This window comes from Falsiroseomonas algicola (assembly GCF_011040385.1).
GTDB lineage: Bacteria > Pseudomonadota > Alphaproteobacteria > Acetobacterales > Acetobacteraceae > Falsiroseomonas > Falsiroseomonas algicola.
The window spans coordinates 32,947-55,578 of sequence record NZ_JAAIKB010000001.1 but is presented as its reverse complement, the minus strand read 5'-3'; the positions used below and the strand labels follow the sequence as shown (position 1 = coordinate 55,578).

Sequence of the window (22,632 nt, the reverse complement as noted above, 5' to 3'; positions counted from 1 at the left end):
TCAGTATATGTGCTAACTGCAGTACCGATACGCTGCTGAGAGACCGTTTGAGAACACCGGCGGGTCGGTTTCGCTGGGCTTTTCGGCGCTGGGTGCGTTGCCGGGCTTGCCGATGCAACCAGCATCGGCCGCACCCGGCGCCTTCCCAGCACGCAAAATCCCTCGCGAAGCCTCAGCCGCCGGCATTCTCAAACGGTCTCCGATAGCCGCGCAAGTTGCAGGCGCACAAGGGTCAAGGAGGTGTAGCGTGAACGTCTCTAGGTTTAGATCGCGCTGGCGGGCGGTTTACGACTTCGGACAGCACTGGGAAAAACTTGGCGCGCTTAAATGGTTCGGCGAGAATATTGCTATATTTCGATGCAAAATACTTTACTCGATTAGAGATAAAGTTCGAGTTATAGAAACCGAAGCACACCTAACGCATGAAGGAAAGCTTTGGATCCGGCCTGAGGGTTGGTTGACCGCCGCTGACCACTATACTGAATTTAAGATTGAATATCAAAATTTCACATTTACGGAAGAATATTGTCTACGAATTGAAGGAACGGGGCCGAAGATTGGAGCCTATTGGCTTGAGCTAGAACCGGCGACCTGAGCTGATCTTGTTTTCGGGCGCATTCGTGCCGATCCCTCCCCCCGCGCGAAGCCCGCGATTGCCGTCGCCAGCAGCGCCGGGTGGCTCGCGATCAGGCCATGGGTGCCGCCCGGCACCACGACCAGCCGCGCGCCCTTCACCAGATCAGCGGTCGGACGGCCGGTGAGGTCGAGGGGGCAGGTGGCGTCCGCATCGCCCTGGATGACCAGCAGCGGCAGGTCGAGGGCCGCGAGTTCGGCGCGGAAATCGGTCTCGGCCAGTGACTGGTGAAAAGCCAGCAGCGCGGGCAGCGAGGCGGTGAGCGCGTCGGCGCGGATGGCGTCGAGCAGCGCGTCGGAGGGAAGCGGCCCGCCGAAGGGGCGGGCATTCTCCGCCAGCCAGCGCGGGAAGTCGTCCAGCAGCGCGCCGCGCAGCGCCGCCAGCGCCTCCGCCGGGATGCCCGCCGGGTTGTCGGGGCGCTGGAGCAGCAGCGGGGTGGTGGGGCCGATCAGGACCAGGCGCGCGATGCGGCCCGCGCCGTGGCGCGTGAGGCAGCGCACCGCCTCCCCGGCCGCGCCGGACATGGCGACGAGGGTGACACCGTGCAGGTCCTCCGCCGCCAGCACATCGGCCAGGTCGCCGGCCAGCGTGTCGTAATCCATGCCTTCCCCTTGGGCGCCGCCCGGGTCGGCCGAGCGGCCATGGCCGCGGCGGTCATAGGCCAGGGCGCGAAAGCCCTCCCCGGCCAGCCGCGCCATGATGGCGCCCCAGGAGAGGGAGGAGAGCGACCAGCTCGCCAGCAGCAGCACGGGCGGGCCGGCGCCCGCCCCCCGGCTGAACAGGGCCACGCCGTCGCGCGTGACGACGTGACCCGTCGGGAGCAGCGCGCTCATGCCAGCGCCGCCCGCAGCGGAGCCTGGCGCAGCGCGGCGGCCTGGGCCAGGGCCAGGGCCAGCACGGCGACAGCCTGGAAGGCGATGAAGCCGTTCCCGAGGGCGGTGGCGCCGAGCAGCGCCAGGCCCAGCGCGCTTTCCGCCACCCAGGCCAGGTTCAGCGCCACCACCAGCCGCACGGCGTTGCGGGGCGGCGCGGCCGCCAGGCCCAGCCAGGCGACCAGCGCGGCCCAGGGCAGGAAGAACAGGCCCACGCCGCGCAGCAGGGCAGCGGACAGGCCGAAGGGGCCGGCCAGCCAATCCGCGCCCCCGGCCAGCAGCAGGCCGGTGGCACCGCTGGCCGCGGCATCGGCCAGCAGGGACAGGCGCAGGAAACGCGTGGGGGTCAGCCTGGTGGTGAACATCCTCGTCCTCCTTCTGCTTGGGACGGGGACAGCCAACACCCGGGGCGGGCAGCGCGGCGATGACCTCCGAGGTCATCGTGACGCGGCGGGGCGGCGCGGTAGGGTTCGGGCATGCAGACCCATCCCCTCTCCGCCGCGCCGGATATCGGCCCCCTGCTCCGCGCCTGGCGGGAGCGGCGGCGGCGCAGCCAGCTCGACCTCTCGCTGGAGGCGGGGATCAGCCAGCGGCATCTGAGCTATGTGGAGGGCGGCCGCGCCCGGCCGAGCCGGGAGATGGTGCTGCGCATCGCGGAGGAGCTGGCGGTGCCGCTGCGCGACCGCAACGCGCTGCTGCTGGCCGCGGGCTATGCGCCCGCCTATCGGGAGGAAGCGGCGGAGGCGGCGCCCTGGCGCGGCGTGGTGGAGGCGATCCTGGCCGCGCATGCGCCCTTCCCGGCCCTGGCGGTGGACCGGCACTGGGTGATGCTGGCGGCGAATGCGGCGGTGGCGCCGCTGCTGGCCGGCGTCGCGAACCGGGCGCTGCTGACGCCGCCCGTCAACGTGCTGCGGCTGAGCCTGCATCCCCGCGGGCTGCTGCCGATGATCGGCAATGCGCCGGAATGGCGGGCGCATATCCTGGAACGGCTGCGGCGGCAGGTGGCGGCGACGGCCGATCCGGTGCTGGCCGCGCTGCTGTCGGAACTCTCCGCCCTGCCGGCGCCGGCGGAGGCACCGGCCGCCGCGCCCGCCCTGCCGCCGGGCGGCATCGCCGTGCCGCTGCTGCTGGACACGCCGGCGGGGCGGCTTTCGCTGCTGTCCACCACCACGGTGTTCGGCACGCCGGTGGAGGTGACGCTGTCCGAACTGGCGATCGAGGCCTTCTACCCCGCGGATGACGCGACGGCGGCGGCGCTCCGCGCGCTGGCTGCCGCTACCTGACCAGCGCCTGCGCGGCTTCCATCGTCTGGCGGACGGCGCCGGAGACTTCCTGCACGGCGGCGGAGATCTCCTCCACATTGCCGAGCACGGTGGCGACGGCGGTGGAGGCGCTCTGCGCGCTGGCCGACATCTCCTGCGTCACGGCGGCCTGTTCGCTGACGGCGCTGGCGGCGCGGGAGACTTCCTCCCGCACCGTCGTCACCTGTTCGCGGATGCTGGCCATGGCCATGGCGACGCTGGCGGAGCGCGCCTGCAGGCCATCGATCTCCTTGGTGATCTGTTCCGTCGCGCGGGCGGCCTGGATGGCGAGGTTCTTCACCTCCGATGCCACCACGGCGAAGCCCTTCCCGGCCTCCCCGGCGCGCGCGGCCTCGATCGTGGCATTGAGGGCGAGGAGGTTGATCTGGCTGGCGACGTTGCTGATCAGCGCGACGATCCCGCCCATGGCCTTGGCCGCGGCGGCGAGGCCATCGGTATCGGTGCCGACCGCCTCCGCCTGTTCGAAGGCGACGTCGGTCGCGGCGCGGGAGGTTTCCATGTTGCCGGCGATGGCGTTGATGGAGGCGGCGAGCGCTTCGGCATTGCCGGCGACGGAGTGCACATCCCCCGTCGCGGTGCCGACGGCATCGCGCGCGGCGTTGGCTTCCCGGTTCGACCGGCCGACGGCGACGTCGATGGAATCGATCTGCACCTTGAGCTGGCCGAGCAGATCCATCTGCGCGGTGATGTCGGTGGCGAACTTCACCACCTTCGTGACCTGACCGCGATGGTCGAGGATGGGGTTGTAGGAGCCCTCGATCCAGACGGGGCGGCCGCCCTTGGCCAGGCGGCGATACTGCGCGGCGAGCGGCGCGCCGGAGGCGAGCTTGCGCCAGAATTCGGCGTAGTCGGCCGACCGTGCCGTTTCCTCATCCACGAACATCCGGTGGTGGCGGCCCGCCACCTCCGCCTCGGCATAGCCCATCAGCTGAAGGAAATTCTGATTCGCCTTCATGATGGTGCCGTCGACGGTGAATTCGATCACGGCCTGGGCGCGCTGGATGGCGGCGATCTGCGCGGCGTAGTCGAGGTTGAGCAGGCGGTGATGCGCGTCCTCCCACTCCACCACGAAGCCGCTGCGGCGGCCGGCTTCCATCAGCGGCGTCACCAGCAGGTCGAAGGCGCGGCTGCCGATGCGGATGGTGGCGGCATGGGGCTTGTCGAGTGCCGCCAGCATGCGGCGCTGGTGGTCGGGCGTCTTGTGGAAGACGTCGATGTTGCTGCCCATCAGCGTCGCCATGCTGAAGCGCGGCAGCTCCCGCTTCAGCTCCTCCTCGGCCTCGGCCATCATCTCCCGCACCGCGCGGTTGAGGTAGACGATGTTGAGGTCGGGATCGGCGATCATGATCTTGGCGCGCAGGCAATCGAGCGCGGCGAGGCGCTCGGCGTGACGGTCCGGACGGGCGGGGCGCATGAACATGGGGGGGCTCCGGGCCTGCGGGGGGGGGGCGTTGGCGGGAGCGTCTACGATCTTCGGATTGCAGGAACATTAACGGCAATTTTCAATCGTAACCGCAACGTGATCGCCGTGCCGGTGGCGCGGGTTCGCGCCCGGCCATCGTAACGACGTCTCAAGCCTTTCGCGTCAGGGTGGCCGCGCCCGCGCCCTGCGGGTGCGCGAGGATTTCCATGCCTTCTTCCCACCAGCCCTCCCCAGGGTCCGCCGGCCTGCTGCTGTCCGGCATCGCATCCCGCTTCCTCGCCCTGGCGGCGCTGCTGCTGCTGCCGGGGCTGGCGGCTGGGCTCCTTGCCTTGGCGGAGCCTGGCGGGACGGAGGCGGCGCGCCGGACCCTGGCGCTGGTGCCGATCCTCTGGCCGGTCGTGGCGCTGCCGCTGGCGGGCTATGCGGGATGGCGCCTTGCGGCGCGGGCTCGGGCGGTGGCGGGGGCGGTCGATGCGCTGGCGGCCGGGCGGCTGGATGCCGCCATGCCCAGGATCGGCCGGCGCGACGAATGGGGCCTGGCCGGGCGTGCGCTGCGGGACTTCCAGGCGGCGCTGCGCGACGATGCGGCGCGTCGTGCGGCGGAGTCCGAGGCCCGCGTTGCGGCGGAGGCCGCGCGCGGCGAGGCGATCCGGGACATGGCCGATCGCGTGGAAAGCGCCACCGGCGCGGCGGTGGATCTGGTGGCCCGCAGCATGGACCGCATGGCGGATGAGGCGGAGGCGATGGCGGGGTCCGCCGCCACGGTGTCCGTCAACTGCGCCGATGTCGCGGATGCCGCCGGGGCGGCGCGGCAGAATGTGGAGGCCGTGGCCGCCGCGACGGAGGACCTGACCGCCGCCATCGGGGAGATCAGCGCGCGGATCGGGGAGGCGACGAACGCCACCGGCCGCGCCAGCCGCAACGGCGTGCTGGGGCGGGAGAGCATCGATGCGCTGGCGCAGGAGGTGGAGCGCATCGGCGGCGTCGCGCGCCTGATCGCGGGCATCGCCGGCCAGACCAACCTGCTGGCGCTGAACGCGACCATCGAGGCCGCGCGCGCGGGCGAGGCCGGCAAGGGCTTCGCGGTGGTGGCGAACGAGGTGAAGAGCCTGGCGGCCGAGACCGCCAAGGCCACGACCGAGATCGCCCGGCAGGTGGAGGAGGTGACGCAGGCCACCTCTCGCGCCGTTGCCGTCGTCGGCGACATGGCGGATGCGGTGGCGGAGGTGGATGCCGCCGCGGCCGCCATCGCGACGGCGATGGAACGGCAATCCGCGGCGACGCGGCGGATCGTGGACTCGGTGGCGGAGACGACGCGCGCGACGGATGCCGTGACGCAGCGGATCGACATCGTCGCGGCGGAGACCGGCGGCGCGGTGGAACGCGCGATGCAGGTGAATGCCGCGGCCTCCGACGCCCGCACCGGGGTTGGCGAGTTGCGGCGGAACCTGGTGCGGGCGGTGCGGGAATCCGCGCCGGAGGCGCAGCGCCGCGCCCATCCGCGGCTCGCGCAGCCCTTGCCCGTGCGGGTGGATACCGGCGCGCCGGAGGGTCCGGCCGCCGGCGTGCTGGCCGACATCTCGGTCGGCGGCTGCCGCTTCCAGCCCGGCGCGCCGGCGGTGCCGGTGGGCAGCACCGTGACCCTGCTGGCGGATGGCGTCTCCCCGGGGCTGACGTTGCGGGCGGAGGTGGTGGAGGCGGAGGACGCCGCGGCGGGCAGCGCGATGCGGCTGCGCTTCCTGGCGATGCCGGAAGGCGCGCAGCGGGCGCTGGAGGCGGGGATCGAGCGGTTGCGGGGGAAGGAGGCGGCGTGATGAACTACGCGAATCAGTTTCCGCTCCACCAGTCGATATCAAGGTGGACACGAAAAGTACCCATGCTGGCGGCAATTTCAGAAGCGTACTGCTGGTAGCGTTCGCTGATACTCGGAGTTAAGCCGATTACAGACACCGCTGGCAGCCTGCGCGGACACCGCTTGCGCAGATTCTGCATTACGATACCATCAAGAGGTACCTCAAGTTTATTCTCGACCGCGTCCAGCAAAAGTAATTCGCGCATCCAGATATTGTGCGACAAGTCGCGGACGAAGAGATTGAGCGCTTTCCGCGCTGCACCAAACGGGAAGCCCAAATCCACCTGAACCGTATCCGTCCACTGCTGGAGCACTTCGGCGAAGTCCCGCTCTTTCAAATCTAGAAGGCGTATCTCGCTCATCCAGCGGCATATCTGGCGCCGCCCGCCCGGTTTGACCATGCGCCGTAGGGTAGTGGGACCGACTGCACACCAGGCGATGTGCCGTTGCAGGTTATCGTTTCTTGGTGCTGGATCCCATGCAGACGTTCGGTTTGCCACTCCCAATTTACCCCATCGCCGCCTGCACCCAGCGCGCCACCGCCAGCACCCGAGCATCCTCTCCGATCCGCCCCGCCAGCTGCACGCCCATCGGCAGGCCCTTCGGGCCCGTCGCGACGGGCACGGTGACGTTGGGGCCCCAGAGCAGGGTCCAGAGCAGGTTGAAGGTGGCGTCGCCGGTGTAGCTCAGGCCCTCAGGCGCCTCTCCGGGCGCGGAGGGGGTCAGGATGGCGTCGAGGCCCTGCGTGGCGTGCTCGAAGGCGGCGCGGGCGGCGGCGGCGGCGGCGCGGGCCTCGTCCAGCATCGCGGCGGGCTGGGCGCTGGCCCAGTCCATGCGGTCCAGCAGCACGGCGGAGAGCTGCGGGCGGCAATGCGCGACTTCCCAGGCCAAAGCCTGGCGGGTCTCCATGTTCATCATGTGGCCGTGCAGCGCCGCCGCGCGCGTCAATTCGGGCGGCAGGGCGAAGGGGACGACCTCCGCCCCCGCGCGCCGCGCCGCTTCTGCGGCACGGTCCAGCAGGGCGAGCGTCTCCGGCGTGGCGGCGGCGGCGTCGTGGCCGGTGGTCAGGCCGAGGCGCGGGGCGCGGGCGGGCTTCGCCTCCGGGTCGCCAAGGTCCCGGCCGGTCATGGCACCCATGGCGAGCGCGCAGTCGGCGACGCTGCGGGCCATGATGCCGATGGTGTCGAGGCTTTCGGAGCAGACCTTCATGCCGCCGCGATGCAGCGTGCCGAAGGACGGCTTGTAGCCGACGACGCCGCAATAGGCGGCCGGGCGCACGATGCTGCCCGCGGTCTGGGTGCCGAAGGCGACCGGCACCATGAAATTCGCCACCGCGGCGGCGGAGCCGGAGGAGGAGCCGCCCGGCGTATGGGCGGGGTTGTGCGGGTTGGTGGTGGCGCCGGGGTTGCGGGTGGCGAATTCCGTCGTGACGGTCTTGCCCATGATGACGCCGCCGGCGGCGCGCGCCGCGGCGACGGCGGCGCTGTCGCCCCTCGGGCGGTGGCCGGCCCAGATCGGGCTGCCATAGCCCGTCGGCAGGTCGGCCGTGTCCAGCACGTCCTTCACGCCGAAGGGGATGCCGTGGAGCGCGCCCGGCCGTGCCGCGGCGGCGGCGCGGCGGGCGGCGGCCGGGTCGATCCAGGCGAAGGCGCGGGTCGTGCCCTCCCGCTCCGCCACGCGGGCGAGGCAGGCTTCCATGAGCGCGGCGGGGGAGAGGGTGCCCGCGGCGATGGCGCGGGCGGCCTCGGTGGCGGTCAGGCGGCTGGGATCGGTCATGGCCGCATCACGCCACGGTCAGCCCCGCTTGCGAAGGGGTGGCGAAGCCCTGGCCGCGGGGCCAATCTGAGGGGAATGCCAGACAGCCTGATCAAGGTGGCCGGCGGCGCCGATGGTGCCCTGACCTATGCCATCGCCGTGCCGCCGGAATCGCTGCCCGCCGTGACGACCGCCGCGTTGCTCGGCGCCTGGGACGCGGCGCGGGCACGGGCCGCCGCCGGTGCCTGGGGGCCGCCCCGCGACATGCTGTTCCGCCGCGCCGATGGCGGCGCCACCCGACTCGCCATTGCCGACCGGGACGCGCGCAGCTGGGCGGAGGCGGTGGACCAGCGGGCGGACCTCGGCACGCTGGCCGGCCTCTCGCTCTGCCTGCGGCTGCTGGCGCTGGTGGAGGTGATGGGGCGGAGCGCCTGGCTGGCCGGGCTGTTCAGCGTGACGGCGGAGGGGGTGGAGCTGCACCCGGCGCTGCTGCGCGCCGCGGCCTCCATGCCGCTCGACTCCGGGGCAAGGTTCGACGCGGCCGCGCTTCGCGGGCTATTGTCCCGGGCGCTCCCCGCGCGCATGCCCGCGTGACCCGACTGAGAGAGTGATCCATGCCCTGCCCTGCTTTCCCCCGCCTGATGCTGGTTGCGCCGATCCTGGCGCTGGCGGCCTGTGGAACCTCCCTGCCGCCGGTCACGCCCATCACGGCGCCGGCGCCGGTGCCGCGGGGCGAACGCGATGCGCGCTACGAGGCGTGCCGGGACCAGGCGACCCGGGTGGTGCAGTACCGCGAACGCGGGCAGCTGATGCGCAGCGACGAGACCGAATCGGGCCGCGGCACCATGGGCGTCGCGCCCATGATGCGGGTGGAGAATGACCGCGGCGCCGCGCAGATCGACCGCGACCGGCTGATCGCGGAATGCCTGCGCGCCAGCCCGGACCCGGTGCGCGGTCCGGCGGCGGCGACGCCGGCGACGACCGACAGCACCGCGACCACCACGACCGGCACGCGCCGGCCCGCCACCAGCCGCGCGCTGCCGCCGCCGGGCGTCGGGACGCGCTGACGGGCGCGGGCGGTGGCCTCGCTCGGCGCGCTGGGCCGGGCGCTTTCGACCCGTGATTCGAGGCTGTTCTTCTCCGGCTCCATGGTGGCCTGGACGGGCCTCTGGATGCAGCGGATCGCCGTCTCCTGGCTGGCCTGGGAGCTGACGGGCAGCGCCTTCTGGGTGGGCATGGTCGCCTTCTGCGACCTGGCGCCGGCGGTGCTGGTCAGCCCCATCGCCGGCGCCATCGCGGACCGGGTGGACCGGGTGCAGCTGGCGATCTGGACGCAGGTGGCGATCGCGCTGCAGGCGGCCGCCGTCGCCGGCATCACGGCCAGCGGGCACATGACCATCAGCATCCTGCTGGCGCTGGAGGTCTGCGGCGGCATCGCCGCCAGCTTCGCCCAGCCGGCGCGGCAGACGCTGATGCCGGGGATCGTGGCGCGGGCTGATCTGCCGGCGGCCGTCGCGGCCAATTCGCTGTGCTTCGCCGTCGCCCGCTTCACCGGGCCTGCGATCGCGGGGCCGGTGATCGCGGCCTGGGGGGTGGTGCCGGCCATCGCGGGGAACGCCATCGGCTACAGCTTCGCGATCCTGTCCATCGCGCTGCTGCGCGTCGATGCGCGGGAACGGCGCGGGCATCCGGCCTCCGCCAGCCTGTGGCGGGAGGTGACAGGCGGGCTCGGCTATGCCTGGCGGCATCCGGGGCTCGGGCCGCTGCTGCTCTATGCCGCCATGGGGGCGCTGCTGATGCGCGGCGTGCAGGAGATCCTGCCCCCCTATGTGGAGCGGCTGTTCGGGCGCGGGGCGGAGAGCCTTGCGATCCTGACTGCCTGCTTCGGGGTGGGCGCGCTCTGTGCCGGGCTCTGGGTGGCGTCGCGCGGCCGGCTGGAGGGGACGACGCGGATCGCGATCTTCGCGGCGCTGGCGCAGGCCGTGGCGACGGTAGGGTTCGTCGCCACGGGGTGGTTTCCGCTGGGGATGCTGTGCGGCGCGCTGATCGGGGCGGTCGCCTCCATGCACGGGATCAGCGTGCAGACCCTGCTGCAGAGCGCCGCGGACCCGGCCTATCGCGGCCGGATGCTGAGCCTCTGGGGCCTGATCACCCGCGCCTTCCCGGCGCTGGGCGCGCTGATCCTGGGCGGGCTCGGCGAGGTGTTCGGGCTGCGGCTGCCGACGCTCGCGGCCGCCCTGCTGTTCCTGGGCGTCTTCGCCTGGGGTGTGACGAAGCTGAAGCGGATCGAGGCGGCGCTGGAAGGCCAGTCAGCCTCCACCGCCAACCGATAGAGAGAGGGATACGGGATCGATGCTGGACGCCGCCATCGTGGGCATGGGGCGCTGGGGCCAGGTGCTGGCCAACAGCGTGCAGGGGAAGAACGATGCGGGGATCCGCTTCGTCTCGGGGTGCACCCGGACGCCGGCCAAGGCCGAGGCCTGGGCCGCGGAGAAGGGCATCCGGATGCTGCCGGACTACGATGCGGTGCTGGCGGACCCCGCCGTGAAGGCGGTGGTGCTGGCGACGCCGCATGGGCAGCATGCGGAGCAGGTGATCGCCGCGGCGCGCGCGGGCAAGCATGTCTTCGTCGAGAAGCCCTTCACGCTGGACCGGGCCTCCGCCGCCGCCGCCGTCGCGGCCTGCCGGGAGGCGGGGGTGGTGATGGCGCTCGGCCACAACCGGCGCTTCCTGCCGGCGATCCAGCTGATGAAGTCGATGCTGGCGGAGGGGCAGCTCGGCACGCTGCTGCATGTGGAAGGGCAGTTCAGCGGGCCGGGGGCGCGGGCCTATGTGCCGGGGATGTGGCGGGCGGACCGGGCGGAAAGCCCGCTCGGCGGCATGGGCGGCATGGGCATCCACATGATCGACGCCATCATCAACCTGGCCGGGCGGTTCAAGGAGGTGACGGTGCGCAGCCATGCGCAGGTCAGCCAGACGATCGACGACACCACGGCGATGCTCGGGCTGCTGGAGCGCGGCGCGACGGTCGGCTTCGCGACGCTGTCGCTCTCGCCCAGCTTCTGGCGCGTGGGCCTGTTCGGGACGGAGGGGATCCTGGTGCTGCAGGGGCATGAGCAGCTGACCTGGACGCCGCGGGAGGGCGAGGGCTGGGTGAAGCAGTTTCCGAAGACCGACATCGAAGCCGCTGAACTTGCAGCATTCGCGTCGGCCGTCGCGGGCGGCCCCGCCTACCCGCTGCCGGTGGAGGATGCGATCCACGGTGTCGCGGTGTTCGAGGCGATGATCGGCGCCGCGACCTCGGGCAGCACCTACGCCGTGGTCGGATGAAACCGTGGCGGCGCGGCGGGCGGTTGCCTTATGATGGGGGCATGAGCACGCCGCGCCGCCGCTTTCTTGCTTGCCTCCCCGCTGCCGGGATGGCCACGCCTGCCCTCGCCTTCCGGCTGGAGGCGCCGAGCGCCGCGGTGGTGGCGGAATACGGCAGCGGCGCCTGCGCGGAACAGCAGGTGCATGAGGCGCTGCGGGCGGAGCTCGACCGGCTGCTGGATGGGCGGCCCCTGCCCGCCCCGATCGCGCCGCAACTGGCCAGCCTGGCCCGCTGCCCCTTCTGCGGCTGTGGCGTGACGGGTGCGGTGGACCATGGGGAGGGTCAGCCCTCTCCCGGCTGATCGCGCCAGTAGCGCACGCGCCAGGCCGGGCCGAGTTCGCAAGCGAGCCAGGCGGCGAGGCGCCGTCCCTCGGCCTCAAAGGCGCCCGCATTGGGGATGGGGGGCGAGGCGGCGGGGTCGTCCCAGTCGAAGCCGGCCTCGAACCAGGCGGCCCAGGCGGAAAGCGCGGCCTTCAGGGCGGCCGAGACCGGCAGGGTCTCCGGGTCGATGTTCCCGCCCTCGCCGTCATCCCGCCAGAGCGGCCAGCACGCATAGTCCGGCATCACCCTGATCGCGCCGGCGCGTCCGTCTTGCCCGGCCGTCATGGCACGCCTAGGAGATGCGGGCCAAACCGCTCGAGGAGCAAAGCGCGATGTCGAAGATCACCCGCCAGGGCAGCAACCCCATCCTGTCCTCCTCGGTGGAGTACCACAATTTCGTCTACCTCGCCGGCATGACGGCCGACGACCTGTCCCAGGACGTGACGGGCCAGACCCGCCAGGTGCTGGCCAAGATCGACGCGGCGCTGGAGGCGAACGGCACGGACAATACCCGCCTGCTGCAGGCGCAGATCTGGCTGAAGGACATCCGCGACCGCGACGCCATGAACAAGGTGTGGATCGAGTGGCTGGGCGATGCCGGCCGCCCGGTGCGCGCCTGCGTCGAGGCGAACATGGCCGATCCGCGCCACCTGGTGGAGATCATGGTCACGGCCTGCCGCTGAGGCAGCTTGCCGGGACCCATGGGGGCGGCGGCGGGGCAACCTGCGGCCGCCCTTGTCGTTCCGGGGGGCTGCGAAATACCCCCGGCGCGGGGGCATATTCCAACATGGCATGACAGTCATGTTGCCGAGTCAGGACAGCGACGCGGAAGGCCTCGGAACCGTGGCAAAAATGCCGCAACACTGTGTCGTCGTGTTTCGTCAGGTTTCGTCCTAGGACGATTATCTGTTTCGGCCCACGATCACGGACCCTCGATCAGCGAATCACGCCAGATTTCGCGAGGTAACAACGGAGCGGGTTGTCCCCGCCCCCAAGCCCCGGTTACCGCCGTGATCACGGAGCACCAACCGGTGCCCGTAGGGCAGGCAATCGGGGGATCACTCATGCGGGCGACGGGCACGCTGGCTGTATTCTGCGTCCTGTTCGGGACGGCAGCCTTCTCCATCGACACGGCGCAGGCGACGGAGCGCAACCCGCGCACGGCCCAGAAGCAGGCGCGCCCCGGCCAGGTGGCCGTGACCCCGCCTCGCGCCCCCGCCCCCGTTCAGGCCCAGGCCGCCAGCCGTGTTGCCGCCGCCAAGCCCGCGCAGCCCGCCAGCCGCACCGCCGCGGCCCCGCAGCGCGGCACGCAGGTCGCCGCCCTGCCGCCCCCGCCGCCGCCGGCCCCACCGCCCCGCGTGCGCGTGCTGAACACGGCGCCGGCCGCGGTCGCGGCGCCGCCGATGCAATTGGCCTCCGTTGGCGTGATGCGCCCGGCGCTGGCGAACCCGGCGATCAGCCAGCCTGCCCTCAGCCAGGGCGGCACGCCGATCCTGCCGGTCTCGATCAGCAGCGGCCTGTCCTGCGTGCCCTTCGCGCGCATGGCGACGGGCATGAACATCAGCGGCGATGCCCGCATGTGGTGGCACAACGCCGCCGGCGCCTATGCCCGCGGCAACATGCCGGAGCGCGGCTCCGTCCTGGCCTTCACGGCCTCCGGCGGGATGTCCCGCGGCCATGTCGCGGTGGTGAGCCGCGTGGTGAATGCCCGCACGATCCATATCGACCACGCCAATTGGGCGGGCCCGGGGATCCGGCGCGGCGCGGTGATGCGCGGCGTCGTCGTGATCGATGTCTCCGACCGCAATGACTGGACGGCGGTGCGGGTGCAGGTGGGGCATAACGACGATGCCTTCGGCCGCACCTATTCGACGCATGGCTTCATCTACAACCGCCCGGCGCGCGGCGGGGAGCGCATGATGGAAGCCCGCATCCGGGGCTTCGAGGAAGTGGCGGAGGGCGCACCCTCCCCGCATGTCGCGCAGCATCTGCGCCGCACGGCGGAGCTTTTCGCCGAATAGGCTTCGCGCAACCTTCGCGCCCCTGGCATGCTTGAATCAGCCAGGGCCGGGAGGATCGGGCGATGCATGAACGCGGACGCGACGGGGCGGAACGGCTGCTGCTGCCGCCGGGCAGCGGGGGCGATATCCCGAACAACCCGCGCCTGCCCGTGCTGCTGCATCGCGGCGCCGTGCCTTCCGGCGACCCGGCGGCGGCGGAGGCGCTGTTCGCGCGCCATGGCTGGCCGCCGGCTTGGCGGAACGGCATCTACGACTTCCACCACTACCACCCCAATGCGCATGAGGCGCTGGCCATCGTGGAGGGCGGGGTGCGCGTGCGCCTCGGCGGCGATCCCGGCGTGACGCTGGACCTGCAGGCCGGCGACGTGGTGGTGCTGCCGGCGGGCACGGGGCACCGCAACCTCGGCGCCTCCGGACGGCTTCTGGTGGTGGGCGCCTATCCGCCGGGCGATCCGCCGGAGCAGTTCACCGGACGGCCTGGCGAGGCCGCCAAGGCCGCCCACGCCATCCCGGCGACGCCCGACCCGCCCTGCGATCCCGTGACGGGCGCCGCCTATCCGGCGGGCTGAGGGCGCCGCTCAGCGGTCGAAGCGAAACGCGTGGAGCATGAACCACTGCTCCGGATGGGCGCGCACCACCGGGTCGATGGCGGCATCCAGTAGCGCCATGTCCTCCAGCATGCCCGCGCGGCCGCGGCCGGCGGGGCCGACCTCCACCGGCGGCAGGAAGGTGACGCGGAAGCGGGGGCCATCCGCGATGCGGAGCCCGTAGCAGGGGATGATGGCCGCGCCGGTATGGGCGGCGAGCCGCACGGCCCGCATGATGTTGCCGTCCAGCTTCGGCGGCCGGCCGAAGGCGGGGGCATGGACCCGGCCCTCCCAGAACTCATCGACGTAGTAGAGCAGCGCGGAGGAGCCATCGGCCAGCAGGCGATGCGCCTGGAAGGCGGCATCGAGCGTCGGCAGGATGGGGTTGGAGACCGGCGCGTTGGCAAATTGGCGCCCGTGGTTGCGCATGTTGAAGGCGATGCGCATGCGGAAGCGGTTGGGCAGGCGCTGGAAGATGACGTGGAAGGGCAGGCCGATCCTCGCCAGGCCGGCCGGCACCATCTCCCAGTTCCCGACATGCAGGCCGGCGATGATGACGGGGCGGCCGGCGGCGCGCAGCGCGTCCACATGCTCGCGCCCCTCGATCTCGATCCGGCCTTCCGGCAGGAAGCGGTACTGGGCGGAGAATTCGGCGAAGCAGCGGCCGACATGGCGCCAATGCGCCTCCACCAGCGCCTCGATCTCGGCCTCGGTCGCCTCCGGCCGCAGGTGCCGCAGCAGGGCGCGGGCCCGGGCGTGGTCGCGCTTGCGGTACTGGAAGGCGCCGATGCGCAGGCCGATGGCGGAGACGCGCTCCGACGGCAGCAGCCGCAGCCCGTGATGCAGCGCCATGTCGGCGGCGCCCGCCACCACATCGGTCACCCAGTAGCGCCACAGCGCCCGGCGTTCGGCCCAGCGCAGCGGCGGGGGCGGGTAGAGCACATCCAGCGCGCGACTATCCGTGCGGGGATCGGGCGGCGGCTTCATGCCGGGCGGACCCGCATGGGCAGCGCCTCCCCCGGGCGGAGCGTCAGGCGCGCCACGGGCATGACCTCCGTCCCCTCCACCAGTTCCAGCCGCACGGCCTGCCAGAGCGTCGCCAGGCAGAGCGTCGCCTCCATCAGGCCGAGCTGCTGGCCGGTGCAGACGCGGGGGCCGGTGCTGAAGGGGATATAGGCGTGGCGCGGCGGGCGGGGCGCGCCGGGCATGAAGCGGTCCGGCACGAAGGCGTCCGGCTCCTCCCAGATCGTGGGGTTGCGGTGGAGCAGCCAGGGCGCGACCAGCACCATGGCGCCGCGCCGCACCGGCCGGCCCGCGATCTCCCCGGGCGCGATCGCCTGGCGGGAGAGCATGGGCACGGGCGGGTAGAGGCGCATCGTCTCCTCCAGCACCGCGCGGGTGAAGGGCAGCGCGGGCAGGTCCGCATGGGTCGCGGGCCGGCCGCCGAGCGCGGTGGCAAGCTCCGCCCGAAGACGGTCGGCGCTGGCCGGGTCCTGCGTCAGGATGAAGAGGGCCCAGGCCAGGACATTGGCCGTCGTCTCATGCCCCGCCATGAACAGCACGATGGCCTCGTTCCGGAAGGCGCGGCGGTCCATCGGGCGGTCGGTGCCGGGGACCTTGGCCTCCGCCATGGAGCGGATGAGGGAGGCCTCCCCCTCCCCGCCATCCAGGATGGCGGCGATCAGGCCATCCACCACGGCGTGGATGCGGCGGGCGGCGGCGCGGGCGCGGCGGTTGGGCAGGCGGGGCCACCAGTCGGGCAGGCCGAGCAGGGAGGCGATGTCGGTCTGGCCGATCTCCCGCTGGTATTCCGCGAAGGCGGCGACGACGGCGGCGGCGGCATCGGCGCCGAGCGCACGGCCGAAGATGGTGCGGCAGATGATCTCCGCGGTCAGGCGCCCCATCTCCGCCAGCACGTCGATCGTTGTGCCGGGCGGCAGGGCGGCCCAGGCGGCGGCGCGATCGGCGGCGGCTTCCGTGATGGTGGGGGCCAGGTCGGGCAGGCGGGAGGCATGGGTGACGGGCGCCACCACGCGCCGCCTTTCCCGCCACAGCGCGCCGTCGGAGACGAAGAGCCCGTCGCCCAGCAGCGGAATCAGCGCGTGGCGGTGCTGGGCGGATTTGCGCTGGAAGGCCTCATGCTGCTCGACGAAGGCCTGGTGGACGGTCTCCGGCGTGTTGCAGATGACGAGGTCGCGGAACAGGACGCGGGTGAAGACCGCGTCGCGCCTGAAGGCGCCGGCGGGCCAGATGGCGAGCCAGTTGTGGCGCGCGAGCTTCAGCATGCGGAAGTTGCGCGGCGCCTTGTCCGGCCGCGGCGGATAGGGCGGCGTGTAGCGGGCGGCGGGAGATGCCTGCGCGATGTCCTGCATCGCATCAATCTACGCCGGTGACCGCGCGGCGGCCATGGCGGGGCGGGGTCGGTTTCCCGGCCCCGCCCCGGTCTTCTTCAGGCGGCGTCGGCGGTCAGGACGATGCGGCCGGTGACATGGCCGGCGCGGAGCCGCATCAGCGCGCTGTCGGCGTTGCGCAGCGGCTCCCGCGTCACGGGGATGGCGGGCAGCGCGCCGCCCTGCGCGATCTTCACCAGCGCGCGCAGTTCCTTCGGGCTGCCGACATAGGAACCCTGGATGGTGATGGCCTTCATCGCCATCAGCGGCAGGGGCAGCGACAGCTCCCCGCCGAAGAGGCCGACCTGCACCAGCTTGCCGCCCTTCCCCAGCGCATCGAAGGCGAAGCGGGCGGTGGCGCTGCCATTCACCAGGTCCACCACGGCCATGACGGGGCCGCCGCAGACCTCCATCAGCTTCGCCGTCACGCCTTCGCCCCGCGCATCCACGGTGTCGGTGGCGCCGGCGGCCTTCGCGGCCTCCAGCTTCTCCGCGCTGACATCGACGGAGACGATGCGGCGATGGCCGAGCGCCTTCAGCACCGCGATGGCCTGCAGGCCGAGCCCGCCAGCGCCCACCAGCACGATGGGATCATCGGGGTCCATCGGCATCAGCTTGTTGATGGCGGAATAGACGGTGATGCCGGAGCAGGCGTAGGTGGCGGCGAGCGCCAGGTCGAGGTTGCCGGGATCCACGAGGTGGCGCGGTTCCGGCACGATGATGTGGGTGGCGTAGCCGCCATTCTGGAAGACGCCGAGCGAGCGGCCATTGGCGCACATGTTGTCTTCCTCCGCCCGGCAGCGGGCGCAGGTGCCGCAGCCCACCCAGGGGAAGACGATGCGGGTCTGGCCGACTTCCAGCCCCTGCCCTTCGGCTTCCGGGCCCCAGGACAGCACGCGGCCCACCGTCTCATGCCCCATGGCCAGCGGCAGCTTCACCCCGCGGTCGGAGAGCTTCATCTTGCCCCGGCTGCCGAGGTCGTATTCGCCTTCCCAGATATGCAGGTCGGAATGGCAGACGCCGGCATGCGTCACTTCCAGCAGCACCTGCTTGCCGGTCGGCACCGGCGTCGGCCACTCGACCTCCTGCAACGGCTTGCCCGTCTCGACCACGGCCCATGCCCGCATGGCGCATTCCCTCCTCACGCTTCATGGGCACGGCAGCACCGGGGCGCGGCGGGGTCAAGCCGCGGCCGGGATGGGCGAACCCCGTGGGATGGGGGGCGTTGCCCCTGGGATCAGGGAGATGACGACCATGAGCGATATCCTGTCCCGCATCCTCGCGGGCGTGCTGGGCGATGGCGGCGTGATGGGCGGGCAGCAGCCCCGCCAGGACAACAGGGGCGGCGCATGGGGCGATTCGCCGCTCGGCCGGCCCCGGCTGCCGGATGAGGAGGCCGGGCGGTCCGGCGGCGGCTATGCGGGCGGGCATGCCGGCGGCATGGGCGGCGGGCTGGGCGGCGGCCTGGGCGGCGGCCTGGGCAGCATCCTGGGCGGGCTGCTGGGGGGCGGGCGCGGGGGCGCGGCCTCCCCGATGCCCTCCGGCGGCGGGCTCGGTGGCCTGGCCAGCGGGCTCGGCGGCATCAAGGGCATGGCCCTGATGGCGCTGCTCGCCTACCTCATGCGCGGCCAGGGCGGGGCGCGCGGGCTGACCAGCCTGACGGACCAGCTGCGCGGCGCCGGGCTCGGCGACCGCGTGGATAGCTGGGTGCAGGATGGGCCGAACGGCGATGTCTCGCCGGAGGAGCTGCGCCGCGCCATCCCGCCGGAGGCGCTGGACCAGCTCTCCGCCGCGACCGGCGAGGGGCAGGACGAGATCCTGTCCCAGCTCAGCCGCGGCCTGCCGGGCATGGTGGACCGGCTGACGCCGCAGGGGCGCCTGCCGGAGCGGGACGAGGACCTGCCGCAGGCGGAGCCGGATGAGCTGCTGCGGCCCTTCGGCTTCGACCGGAAGTCCTAATCCGGCCGGATCCCGTTCTCCCGCACCACCCGGCCCCAGGTGGCGATCTGGGTGGAGAGGAAGGGGCCGAAGACGGCCTCTCCCTGCGGGTCGAGGTCGATGCCGAGGGCGATGACGCGGGCGCGGACCTCGGGGATGGCGAGCGCGCCGCGGATGGCGCCCTCCATCCGCTGGCGGATCGCCGCCGGCAGGCCCGCGGGGCCGAGGAAGCCCCAGAAGGCGCGGGCATCGATGCCCGCCACGCCGGAGTCCGCCAGCGTCGGGATATCCGGCATGGAGGGGGAGCGGGTGGCGCCGGTCTGGGCGAGCGGCAGCAGGGCGCCGGTGTCGATATGCGGGCCGATGGCGGGGCGGGTCGCGATGGGCAGGTCCACCTCCCCGGCCACGGCCGCCACGGCCAGCGGCCCGCCGCCGCGATAGGGCACATGCACGAGCTGCAGCCCGGCGGCCCGGCCGACCAGCGCCATGGTCAGGTGGGCGAGCGACCCGTTGCCGATGGTGCCGTAGGTGATGGTGTCGGGCCGCGCCTTCGCGGCGGCCGCCATCTCGGCGAAGCTGCGCCAGGGGCGGGTGCGATGCGCGGTCAGCACCATGGGCGCCGTGCCGAACAGCAGCAGCGGCGTCAGGTCCTTTTCCGTGTCGAAGCCGATCGTCGGGATCAGGGACGGGTTCACCGCATGGGTGTCGAAGACCAGCACCCAGTTGTTGCCATCGGGCTGGCTGCGCGCAACCAGCGCCGTGCCGAGCGCGCCGGAGGCGCCGGCGCGGTTCTCCACCACGATGGGCTGGCCGAGCGCCGCCTGGAGATGCGGTTGCAACAGCCGTGACAGTGCATCGGTGGAGCCCCCCGGCGGAAAGGGCACCACGATCCGGATGGGGCCGGAGGGCCAGGACTGCGCGAGCGACGGGGCAGCGAGCGTGGCGCCGGCCGCGGCAAGCAGCCCACGCCGCGAGATGGCGGGCATGATCGTTCCTCCCTGGGTATTCTTGCCCGCCATTGGGCCCGGGAAGGGTGCCCGGCGCAACCGGGATCGCGCGGCCTAGACCGGCCGCGTGACCGGTGCCCCCGCCTTGGCCTGGACGAGCACGCGGCGGATGTCGCCCTCCAGCTTCGCCAGTTCCTCCGCCGCGCGGGCGCGCTGGCCGCGCGCCTCGTCGGCTATCCTCAGGGAATCCTCGATGGTCGAGACCAGGGCGGCATTCGCCTTCTGAACGGCGGCCAGGTCGAAGATGCCGCGTTCCAGCTCCGTGCGGGCTTCCAGGTTGCCGCGGCGCAGCGTTTCGGCATTCGCGGTCAGCAGCTGGTTGGTCAGGTCGGTCGCCTGCTTCACCGCCGACCCGGCCTCGCGCATCCGGTGGATGGCCAGGGCCTGGGCCAGCTGCTGGCGCCAGAGCGGGACGGTATTGGCCAGCACCGAGTGGATCTTGCTGGCCAGCGCCTTGTCGTTCTCCTGGATAAGGCGGATCGAGGGCAGCGCCTGCATCGCCACCTGGCGGGTCAGGCGGAGGTCGTGCACGCGGCGATCCAGCTCATCCCGCGCGCCGCGGAGGTCGCGGAGGCGCTGCGGCGCCAAATCGTCGCCGGGATTGGCGGCGACGGCGGCCTCCATGGCGGGGATCGCTTCCTTGTCCGTACGCGCCAGCACGGCCTCGCCCGCCTGGACGTGGTCGCCCAGCGCGTGGAACCACTCCAGCGTCGCCTGGTAGAGCCGCTCCAGCCGCTCCACATCCTCCAGAAGCCGCGTGCGATGGGTGTCGAGCTTGTCGCCGATGCCCTCGATCTGGCCCTTCACCGTCTCGTATTTCTGGATGATGCCCGTGACCTCGGCGCCCGCCTTGGTGAAGACGCGGGCGAAGAAGCCGGGGCGTTCATCGAGCTTGGTGACGTCGAAGCCGCGCAGCGTGGAGAGCAGGGAGGAGAGGGTGCGCCCCGCCTCCCCCGTCTCCTGGTTCCGCGCGCCTTCCAGCATGGCATCGGCCGCCGCCTGGGCGCGGGTCTGGGTCTGCTGGCCGAAGCGCAGGATCGAGCCGGGATCGGAGAGGTCGATCTGGCGGGCGAGTTCGTCGATCTCCGCGACGGGGGTGCCGGGGGGCGTCGTGGTCGGCTGGGTCGTGCTCATGCGTATCCTTCCTGGCGCAGCCTCTCGGACAGCACCTTCACCTGGATGTCGAGGGCGGCACTCTCCTCGGCGCGCAGGCGGGCGCGGAGTTCCTCGGCGGCGGATTGGAGGTCCGTCAGCAGTTGCGGCATGCCGGGCGGCGGCTCCGCGCCCGCGGCCAGGCGGTCGGCGATGCGTTCCAGCCCATCGAGATGGACGGCGAGGAAGCGCCGCGCCTGGGGCAGGCGATCGGGGCGGGCATCGAGGTCGTCGAGCACCGAGCCCATGGCGCCGGTGACGCCGGCCAGCGCCGGCGCGGCGGCGATGCGGGCCAGGCGCGCGCGGGCTTCGTCCAGCGGGCCCGGGGCGGGCGGCGGCTCCGGCGCCTCCACTTCCGGCACCGCGCCGTCATAGAGCAGGCGGGTGCCGGCCCAGGCGCCGGCGGCGAGCAGGACCGCCAGCGGCGCGGCCATCTGCGCGCCGAGGCCGGCGACCAGGCCTGTCGCGACCGCGACCATGACGGCGGCGCGGCGCGTGTCGCCCGCCCTGCCCCGCCGCAGGATGCGCAGCGCCAGCAGCGGCAGGCCGATGCCGAGCCCGGCCGCCACCACGCCACGCGTGTTGCCGCGCGCGATCTCGATCACCGCATCCGGCAGCAGCGGCCAGGTGAAGAGCGGCAGCAGCAGGCCGCGCGTGCCGGCGCGGAAGCGCCCGGCCTGCTCTTCCAGCTTGGTCCGCGCATCGCGCCAGGCGTCGGGGTGGCGCCAGCCGGGGCCCGTGGTGCTCATCGGAAGAGCGCCAGGATGCTGGCCATCCAGAGCGTGAGGCCGAGCATCCACATCCCCGCAACGCGGCGGACCGGCCAGGGGATGGAGGGCAGCAGGATGCGCGGCCGCGCGAGCCTGCCGGTTCGGGTGTCCTGGTCGGATCGACGGTGATGGCGCATGGCGGGCGGAGAGATCGCCCCTCGGCCGGGCCGCATCAAGGCCTGCTTGCGGCAAGTTGCGGGGGGGGGGGCGCGGAGGCGTTGCCGGGACGCGGTTCCGATTCTGGCAATGTCCACCCAGCGAGAATGGCTGCGCCCGGTCCGATTGCGTGTCAGAATGAAGGCGTCGCCGGCCCCGGGAATGAACGGAGAAGCATGATGGTGGGTCATCGCCTGACACGACGCGCCATCGGGGCTGCTTCCCTGCTCTGCATGCCATCCCTGCTGCCTTCCCGCGCCCGGGCCCAGCTGGCGCCGCTGCAGTTCGGCGTCATGCCCAATGTCAGCGCCCGCGTGCTACTGGCGCAGTACCAGCCCTTCCGCGCCTTCCTGGAACAGGACCTCGCCCGGCCGGTGGAGGTCGTCACGGCGCCGGGGCTGGCGCCCTTCCACGAACGAACGGTTGCGGGTGCCTATGGGCTGGTGGTGACGGCGGCCAATCTCGGCCGCGTGGCGCAGCGCGATGCGGGGCTGGTTCCCTTCGCGATCTATGAGCCCCGCATCCCCGGCCTGCTGGTGACGCACCGGGACCGGCCGATCACCGATATCGGCGCCATCCGCGGTCGGCAGGTGGCCATGACCAATCCGCAATCGCTGGTGGCGCTGAAGTTCATCCATTGGGCGCGGGCGGCGGGCGTGACCATCGGCCGCGATGCCACCGCCGTGCATGCGCGGAACGAGGACAGCCTGGCGCAGCTGCTGACCGGCCCGGCCACGCCGCTGGCGGTGATGAGCCGGGGCGAGTTCAACGCCATCGGCCCCGCCGTGCGCGAAACGCTGGTGGTCTGGCAGCAATTCATCACCGTGCCGGGCTTCCTGGTGATGCTGCGGGCCGGCATGCCGGAGGCGGAGGCGCGGCGCATCACCACCTGCGTCACCCGCTTCCCCGCCAGCGAGGCCGGGCGCCAGTTCTTCGAGCTGACCGGCTTCCGGGGGATCCGCCCGGTGACGGAGGCCGACCTGGCGGAGCTGGACGACGTGGTGGACGAAACGCGCAGCCTGCTGCGCAGCGCCTGACCCCGGGCAGCAGGGGCACGCGACC

Annotated in this window: 25 protein-coding genes; 12 read left to right on the top strand and 13 right to left on the bottom strand. The window is 72.4% G+C overall.

Annotated elements, in window-relative coordinates; all coding sequences use genetic code 11:
- Positions 1-564 precede the first annotated feature (564 nt).
- Both G3576_RS00290 and G3576_RS00285 read right to left on the bottom strand, forming a co-directional pair.
- Entirely contained in the window at positions 565-1,467 is a 903-nt protein-coding gene (locus tag G3576_RS00290; RefSeq protein ID WP_164692336.1) for an alpha/beta fold hydrolase, read from the bottom strand.
- Positions 1,464-1,871 (bottom strand): hypothetical protein, encoded by a 408-nt coding sequence (locus G3576_RS00285; protein WP_164692335.1) that lies wholly within the window; start codon positions 1,869-1,871, stop codon positions 1,464-1,466. Before G3576_RS00285 ends, G3576_RS00290 begins: the two co-directional genes overlap by 4 nt.
- A 111-nt stretch (positions 1,872-1,982) precedes the next feature.
- Between G3576_RS00285 and G3576_RS00280 the strand changes: the two genes are divergently transcribed.
- Complete coding sequence (locus tag G3576_RS00280) at positions 1,983-2,789, top strand: MmyB family transcriptional regulator (protein ID WP_164692334.1); 807 nt, start codon at positions 1,983-1,985, stop codon at positions 2,787-2,789.
- Here G3576_RS00280 and G3576_RS00275 read toward each other — a convergent pair.
- On the bottom strand, positions 2,782-4,248 hold the full coding sequence (locus tag G3576_RS00275) for a methyl-accepting chemotaxis protein (protein WP_164692333.1): 1,467 nt from the start codon (positions 4,246-4,248) through the stop codon (positions 2,782-2,784). The genes G3576_RS00280 and G3576_RS00275 overlap by 8 nt on opposite strands.
- Before the next feature lie 209 nt (positions 4,249-4,457).
- On the opposite strand from G3576_RS00275, the gene G3576_RS00270 reads away from it, so the two are divergent.
- On the top strand, positions 4,458-6,065 hold the full coding sequence (locus G3576_RS00270; protein WP_164692332.1) for a methyl-accepting chemotaxis protein: 1,608 nt from the start codon (positions 4,458-4,460) through the stop codon (positions 6,063-6,065).
- A gap of 13 nt (positions 6,066-6,078) precedes the next feature.
- Here the strand turns inward: G3576_RS00270 and G3576_RS00265 are convergent, their stop codons facing one another.
- Positions 6,079-6,465 (bottom strand): hypothetical protein, encoded by a 387-nt coding sequence (locus G3576_RS00265; RefSeq protein WP_164692331.1) that lies wholly within the window; start codon positions 6,463-6,465, stop codon positions 6,079-6,081.
- 145 nt (positions 6,466-6,610) lie between these two features.
- Positions 6,611-7,879 (bottom strand): amidase, encoded by a 1,269-nt coding sequence (locus tag G3576_RS00260; protein ID WP_164692330.1) that lies wholly within the window; start codon positions 7,877-7,879, stop codon positions 6,611-6,613.
- A gap of 75 nt (positions 7,880-7,954) precedes the next feature.
- Between G3576_RS00260 and G3576_RS00255 the strand changes: the two genes are divergently transcribed.
- Genes G3576_RS00255 through G3576_RS00235 form a run of 5 tightly spaced genes read left to right on the top strand, consistent with a single transcriptional unit; the run spans position 7,955 to position 11,529 of the window.
- On the top strand, positions 7,955-8,452 hold the full coding sequence (locus G3576_RS00255; protein WP_235951325.1) for a hypothetical protein: 498 nt from the start codon (positions 7,955-7,957) through the stop codon (positions 8,450-8,452).
- A gap of 20 nt (positions 8,453-8,472) precedes the next feature.
- A complete protein-coding gene (locus tag G3576_RS00250) occupies positions 8,473-8,925 on the top strand; it encodes a hypothetical protein (protein ID WP_164692329.1) in 453 nt (150 codons plus the stop codon).
- Positions 8,926-8,937: 12 nt separating this feature from the next.
- The gene (locus tag G3576_RS00245; RefSeq protein ID WP_328728155.1) at positions 8,938-10,191 is read left to right on the top strand and encodes an MFS transporter; all 1,254 of its coding nucleotides are present in this window, start codon (positions 8,938-8,940) and stop codon (positions 10,189-10,191) included.
- 19 nt (positions 10,192-10,210) lie between these two features.
- Positions 10,211-11,188, top strand: coding sequence for a Gfo/Idh/MocA family protein (locus tag G3576_RS00240; RefSeq protein ID WP_164692328.1), 978 nt, complete (start codon positions 10,211-10,213; stop codon positions 11,186-11,188).
- 41 nt (positions 11,189-11,229) lie between these two features.
- On the top strand, positions 11,230-11,529 hold the full coding sequence (locus tag G3576_RS00235; RefSeq protein ID WP_164692327.1) for a hypothetical protein: 300 nt from the start codon (positions 11,230-11,232) through the stop codon (positions 11,527-11,529).
- Here the strand turns inward: G3576_RS00235 and G3576_RS00230 are convergent.
- Complete coding sequence (locus G3576_RS00230) at positions 11,511-11,792, bottom strand: hypothetical protein (RefSeq protein ID WP_164692326.1); 282 nt, start codon at positions 11,790-11,792, stop codon at positions 11,511-11,513. The two genes, G3576_RS00235 and G3576_RS00230, sit on opposite strands and share 19 nt — an antisense overlap.
- 89 nt (positions 11,793-11,881) lie before the next feature.
- Here G3576_RS00230 and G3576_RS00225 point away from each other — a divergent pair, with 89 nt between their 5' ends.
- From G3576_RS00225 to G3576_RS00215, 3 genes are all read left to right on the top strand, one after another.
- Positions 11,882-12,232 carry a RidA family protein gene (locus tag G3576_RS00225; protein ID WP_164692325.1) on the top strand — a complete coding sequence of 117 codons (351 nt, stop codon included), beginning with the start codon at positions 11,882-11,884 and terminating at the stop codon, positions 12,230-12,232.
- 381 nt (positions 12,233-12,613) lie between these two features.
- Entirely contained in the window at positions 12,614-13,570 is a 957-nt protein-coding gene (locus tag G3576_RS31400) for a CHAP domain-containing protein (RefSeq protein ID WP_235951323.1), read from the top strand.
- A gap of 62 nt (positions 13,571-13,632) precedes the next feature.
- Positions 13,633-14,139 carry a cupin domain-containing protein gene (locus G3576_RS00215; RefSeq protein ID WP_164692324.1) on the top strand — a complete coding sequence of 169 codons (507 nt, stop codon included), beginning with the start codon at positions 13,633-13,635 and terminating at the stop codon, positions 14,137-14,139.
- 9 nt (positions 14,140-14,148) lie between these two features.
- Here the strand turns inward: G3576_RS00215 and G3576_RS00210 are convergent, their stop codons facing one another.
- From G3576_RS00210 to G3576_RS00200, 3 genes are all read right to left on the bottom strand, one after another.
- Positions 14,149-15,144, bottom strand: a complete 996-nt coding sequence (locus G3576_RS00210; RefSeq protein ID WP_164692323.1) for a lysophospholipid acyltransferase family protein — start codon at positions 15,142-15,144, stop codon at positions 14,149-14,151.
- A complete protein-coding gene (locus G3576_RS00205; RefSeq protein ID WP_235951321.1) occupies positions 15,141-16,529 on the bottom strand; it encodes a cytochrome P450 in 1,389 nt (462 codons plus the stop codon). The genes G3576_RS00210 and G3576_RS00205 overlap by 4 nt, the downstream gene beginning before the upstream one ends.
- A gap of 77 nt (positions 16,530-16,606) precedes the next feature.
- The gene (locus G3576_RS00200; RefSeq protein WP_164692322.1) at positions 16,607-17,674 is read right to left on the bottom strand and encodes an alcohol dehydrogenase; all 1,068 of its coding nucleotides are present in this window, start codon (positions 17,672-17,674) and stop codon (positions 16,607-16,609) included.
- Between the two features lie 127 nt (positions 17,675-17,801).
- Here G3576_RS00200 and G3576_RS31180 point away from each other — a divergent pair, with 127 nt between their 5' ends.
- A complete protein-coding gene (locus G3576_RS31180) occupies positions 17,802-18,506 on the top strand; it encodes a YidB family protein (RefSeq protein WP_164692321.1) in 705 nt (234 codons plus the stop codon).
- Here G3576_RS31180 and G3576_RS00190 read toward each other — a convergent pair.
- From G3576_RS00190 to G3576_RS00175, 4 genes are all read right to left on the bottom strand, one after another.
- On the bottom strand, positions 18,503-19,471 hold the full coding sequence (locus tag G3576_RS00190; protein ID WP_164692320.1) for a tripartite tricarboxylate transporter substrate-binding protein: 969 nt from the start codon (positions 19,469-19,471) through the stop codon (positions 18,503-18,505). The genes G3576_RS31180 and G3576_RS00190 overlap by 4 nt on opposite strands.
- Positions 19,472-19,546: 75 nt before the next feature.
- Positions 19,547-20,626: a toxic anion resistance protein gene (locus G3576_RS00185; RefSeq protein ID WP_164692319.1), complete on the bottom strand. Its 1,080-nt coding sequence runs from the start codon at positions 20,624-20,626 to the stop codon at positions 19,547-19,549.
- Positions 20,623-21,393, bottom strand: a complete 771-nt coding sequence (locus G3576_RS00180; RefSeq protein ID WP_164692318.1) for a hypothetical protein — start codon at positions 21,391-21,393, stop codon at positions 20,623-20,625. The genes G3576_RS00185 and G3576_RS00180 overlap by 4 nt, the downstream gene beginning before the upstream one ends.
- A complete protein-coding gene (locus G3576_RS00175; RefSeq protein ID WP_164692317.1) occupies positions 21,390-21,587 on the bottom strand; it encodes a hypothetical protein in 198 nt (65 codons plus the stop codon). Before G3576_RS00175 ends, G3576_RS00180 begins: the two co-directional genes overlap by 4 nt.
- A gap of 159 nt (positions 21,588-21,746) precedes the next feature.
- Between G3576_RS00175 and G3576_RS00170 the strand changes: the two genes are divergently transcribed.
- Positions 21,747-22,607 (top strand): phosphate/phosphite/phosphonate ABC transporter substrate-binding protein, encoded by an 861-nt coding sequence (locus G3576_RS00170; RefSeq protein ID WP_164692316.1) that lies wholly within the window; start codon positions 21,747-21,749, stop codon positions 22,605-22,607.
- The last annotated feature ends 25 nt before the right edge of the window (positions 22,608-22,632 follow it).